Origin of the sequence: Yersinia aldovae ATCC 35236 (genome assembly GCF_000173735.1) — a bacterium.
Classification (GTDB): Bacteria; Pseudomonadota; Gammaproteobacteria; order Enterobacterales; family Enterobacteriaceae; genus Yersinia; species Yersinia aldovae.
On record NZ_ACCB01000074.1, the window covers coordinates 1 to 4619 of the forward strand.

Consider the following 4619-nt stretch of genomic DNA (forward strand, 5'->3'; position numbering starts at 1 on the left):
TAATATTGTTTTTTTAAAATCACACTATGAGGTAATTACCTGACAATACTAAAAATGATGATGTTCACTGGGTCGCATGCACACTCTGATATCTTTTTCCTGCCGTTTACTCCTTTTCCGATCATGTATTCAATATGGTTATTAGTATCACATAAGGTAATGCTCACGCTCAATCAAGAACAGTAGCACGCCTACGGCGTGAGCGTCGCTGCTGCGCAGCTTCGGGGGTGTTCAGGGTTGTGTCGCGTTAATGGCGGCAGGTCAGCAAAAGTGGTATTGCTGTTTATTTAGCCAGCCAACAGATGAAATTGTTCCGCGACTGACAATACATCATTTTGCGGATGTTGATATTGTCCTTTACGTATCATGTGGATCAATTCGATGCCAGCCAGGAGCGTCTGTGACCGCCGAAACGTATTGAATCCCAGCATCAACCGTACCCGACGTTTGATGTTCCGATGGTCTTGCTCAATCCGGTTGTTCAGGTATTTACTCTGCCTAACATTGCTCGCTCCCTCATCAGCTTTGTCGGCGTTGAGCGTGAACAAAGCCGCTGTGTTGGCCCCACTTTTATCGATAGTGACCACCTCCGGCTGCCCCTGATGGCGAATGGCCTTGCGAAAGAAGCGCAATGCGGCTGCAGCATCCCGTTTGGCGGTCAGCAGGAAGTCGATGGTGTAACCCAGTATCCACCGCGCGGCACAGATATTTCCACTGGCTTTTGATTTTGATGTAGGTTTCGTCCATGCGCCATCGGCGCCCTACTGAACGTTGGTGTCGGCGGAAGGCTTTATCCAGCAAGGGCACCAGACGGACGACCCAACGGTGAAGCGTGGAGTGGTCAACGATAATACCGCGCTCTGCTATCATCTCCTCGAGATTACGCAGGCTGAGGGCATAAGTGAGATACCAGTGAACACTCTGGGCAATAATATCGACGGGATAATGCAGACGCTTAAAGGCTTTTCGGATAAGAGACAGGGATATGGAACACCACAAAAAAAACAGCATGTTACCGGACTACACCTTAATGCGACAGAACCTTTATATTTATAATTCAATAAGATGATGATCTTTGTAAAAATCAAAAGACTGGTTTTATTATACTCCTACTTAATATGGGAATGAACAAGGCAGAATGACGACTATAGTTATAGTCTCGAGTAGACTTTCTTCTAAAAATCAATGGATGGTGCATATAGTGCGTAGATTAAACTTATTTTCATCATTTTTATTAAGTTTACTTATCTCTTTGCCTGTGCGAAGTGATGGAGACCTTAATGAGCTTTTGGTTAAAAGTCTCGCCCCAGTCCCCTCTGAAGCAGCGTCAGAGATCGTCCTATACCCAGCAAAACGGGTTATCACGATGAATAACAAACAGAAAGAAGCCAATGCTGTTGCTGTAAACGGAAAAAGAATATTAATGGTCGGTTCATTAGAAAAACTGAAAAATCAGCTAGGAACCAGAACCTATCGTATTGACCCTATTTTTGATAACAAGATTGTTATGCCCGGATTTATTGATCAACATCTGCACCCAGTACTTGGTGCATTGACTCTAGCTACCGAGATAATTGCGCCGGAAGACTGGGTACTTCCCGACCGTACAGTCAAAGCGGCCCTCTCAGGGTCTGAATATCAACAACGTCTTAAACAAGCGGAACAAGAGCTTACAGACCCCCAAGGATGGCTAATTAGCTGGGGATATCATGCGCTGTGGCATGGAAAACTTGATCGTGCGGTTCTTGATAAAATCAGCTCAACTCGACCAATAATGATTTGGCAGCGTTCATGTCATGAGTTTATCCTCAATACTGCTGCGCTCAACGCATTAAATATTACAGAGAAAGATGTCATAGATAAAGGCGATGCAAGTCGACAGGTAAACTACGCAGAAGGCCATTTCTGGGAGCAAGGGCTTAATTTGGTCGGCAGTAAGATACTTAAACAGATAGCAACACCGGAAAGACTGACGTTTGGACTCAAGCAAATGGTCGCTTATGAGCAGGCGCATGGGGTCACCGCATTTAATGAGCCAGGTGCTATCGTAAGCCCAGAAATGTGGGCACTTTACGAACAAATCCTGGGGGCTGAAGAAACACCTATGTACTCAACATTTATTGCTGACGGACGTGCAATAGTAGATCGCGTGGGGATAGACAACGCTTTAGATGCTGTTGAAAAAACTATTGCTATAGCACCCCAGCAAATAGGGAAAAAATTAATGTTTTTCCCTAATCAGATAAAACTTTTTGCTGATGGTGCAATCATTTCTCAACTAATGCAGATGAAGCAGCCTTATACGGATGGCCATCAAGGTGAATGGATAACCCCACCAAAAGAGTTAGATAAACGTATAAAATTATTTTGGGATGCCGGTTATCAAATACACGTTCATGTTAATGGCGATCAAGGATTAGATGTTGTACTCAATAGCTTACAAAATAGAGAAAAGGAACATCCAAGAGCTGACCATAGATTTGTCATTGTTCACTTTGCAAATTCAGATGAAGAGCAGATAAAAAAATTGGCTCAGTTAGGTGCTATCGTAAGTACCAATCCTTATTACACTACTGCATTCTCAGATAAATATGCGATTGGCCTGGGCAAGTATAGAGCAGACCATATGGTTAGATCCGCTTCTGTATTAAAAGCCACACCTCATTTATCATTTCATTCTGACTTACCCATGGCACCGAGTGATCCGTTATATTTGGTGTGGGCTGGAGTTAACCGGATGACAACAAGTGGTCGAATAGCCGCACCAGAACAAAGAATATCTGTTGATGCCGCATTACGCGCGATTACTATCGAAGCCGCGTATTCTTGGCGTAAAGAAGATATGATCGGAAGTATTGAACCAGGGAAAATCGCCAATTTCACAGTATTAGATGAAGATCCCTATCAAGTCAATAAATTGAAAATAAAAGATATTCCTGTTTGGGGAACAATGTTTGAAGGTAAAGTATTTCCTGTTCCTCAAAAAATTAGAGCCAGGATGGCTAACAATATTCAAACAAGCCAAACTTCACCGTCAATTTCAAATTTTTCAGAAGTAACTAAAGTATCGACAGATAAGCAGGGTTTAAACCACGATTTTGATAACTGTCAGTTAGCAGAATTATCCCATATGGCAATGATCGCTTACAGTAAGAATAGTTTGAAAAAATGAGTGGTATTTGAGTTGGGGATGTTCTGGATCCACCAGACGGTACTGAAAAACCGTTCGGTTGCAATACGATGGGATTGTTGCAAATTACCACATAGCTCGAGTTGTTACGGTAACTATATCGGGTGTATTGTAAGCACACCCGTTTTAGTTCCACGTACTTTTAAGCTCTCCGTGTTTTTAGTCATCAACCGGTATTCTTCCAGAGTCAAATTATTCAGGGATTTATGAGGTATGAAAGTCTGGACTCATGATACCCCTTCAGAACTTCATTAATCCCCTAACCCGGCCCCGCTGCCGGGTTAGTCGTGCCTGTAATCTGACAATCTCACCACCCTACCCGCGTTGCCCCTTTCTGGCTGCCTCCGTAGTGCCATCCTATTTTCAGAATTTTGCTCACTCTAATTGTTTGGAGTAATCATCCAAATCCAATATTCTTGGTCGGGAATTAATGTGGTAATAACAAGGAAAAGTTATGGATACGGTTGAAGAACTCAATGGAACATACTTCTATGCATGTCGTTCGAATCTGACCGCCAGTGAATTACTGTTTATGATTTTTTGTGAGAACACTGCAAACCAGTTTGGTATTCAGGATTTTGGGGCTGTAGCCGCTATTATTTCAGGTAGAAGCAACCTTTCCACCAGAGCAAAACCCATAGGCGCAACAAAAGGTACTTCATACGCTTCCAAAGCGGCACGACGTGTATTTAAGAAAACAAAAATCCCATTTGGTATATCCTTACCCACATGGTTAGGGGGTTATACCCCGCTGACTGCGAAACGAGTTATGGTTCGCAATCTTGCCCCGTTTGTTGGTCGCTCGATCCCCCTGCTTGGCATTATCATTATTGCTGCTGACGTATCAGAGATTACCTACCATACAATTCGTGATTACAACATGATAGCAAAGGGAGCTGATAAGTTATGGTAGATGATATTGAACAGCGCATTTATGATCTTGTACGACCTTATGCTGGCTTCTATATATTCACTAGAAAGAAAGTAGCTTTAACTCCCGATACAGACTTAGACACTGACCTTAGTATTGATGAGCTTGAAGTAGAAGACCTCATGAATGATTTCTTTAAAGAATTCTCTGTAGAGAAAGGGAGTTTCAATATTAAAAATTACTTCCCTGATGTTCCTTTTTCTTTCAATCCATTCAAGAAAACAGCCCCCATACCCGTTCCAGACTTCACCATCGGTATGCTTATTGAATCCGCCAAAGCGGGTCGCTGGTTGTACGATTGAAATAGGCCGGGCAATTAAGCCCGGCTTTGTATTTTAGAATACCGGTGGCCACGCAGGTACTCGATAGCCTTGATTTACCGCTTCAATCAGTAACCACTGTGGTAATTCTGGCAACTCAATTAACGGCCAGCTTTCCACTGTCGGCCATGAGCGATACGCGGTGCGGGCTTCCATCAGCTCAGTGCGTTGCGCTTCT

General features: G+C 43.2%; 4 protein-coding genes and 1 pseudogene. 3 read left to right on the forward strand and 2 right to left on the reverse strand.

Translation table 11 applies throughout. The features are described from left to right. Positions 1 to 287: 287 nt before the first annotated feature. A protein-coding gene (locus YALDO0001_RS20495; protein ID WP_145557228.1) for an IS6 family transposase occupies positions 288 to 981 on the reverse strand; the annotation gives its coding sequence in 2 pieces (ribosomal slippage) (positions 288 to 684 and positions 683 to 981; 696 coding nt in all). A 220-nt stretch (positions 982 to 1201) separates the two neighbouring features. Between YALDO0001_RS20495 and YALDO0001_RS18930 the strand changes: the two genes are divergently transcribed. The 3 genes from YALDO0001_RS18930 to YALDO0001_RS18940 all read left to right on the forward strand — a co-directional run bounded on the left by YALDO0001_RS18930 (position 1202) and on the right by YALDO0001_RS18940 (position 4423). Further along, a complete protein-coding gene (locus YALDO0001_RS18930) occupies positions 1202 to 3172 on the forward strand; it encodes an amidohydrolase (RefSeq protein WP_217283970.1) in 1971 nt (656 codons plus the stop codon). Positions 3173 to 3644: 472 nt separating this feature from the next. After that, on the forward strand, positions 3645 to 4103 hold the full coding sequence (locus YALDO0001_RS18935; protein WP_004705566.1) for an STM2901 family protein: 459 nt from the start codon (positions 3645 to 3647) through the stop codon (positions 4101 to 4103). Then, positions 4097 to 4423 (forward strand): DUF1493 family protein, encoded by a 327-nt coding sequence (locus YALDO0001_RS18940; RefSeq protein ID WP_042840590.1) that lies wholly within the window; start codon positions 4097 to 4099, stop codon positions 4421 to 4423. Before YALDO0001_RS18935 ends, YALDO0001_RS18940 begins: the two co-directional genes overlap by 7 nt. 33 nt (positions 4424 to 4456) lie before the next feature. On the opposite strand, the pseudogene YALDO0001_RS22090 reads toward YALDO0001_RS18940, so the two are convergent. Next, a pseudogene (locus YALDO0001_RS22090) lies at positions 4457 to 4619 on the reverse strand (phage tail protein); the annotation flags it as partial.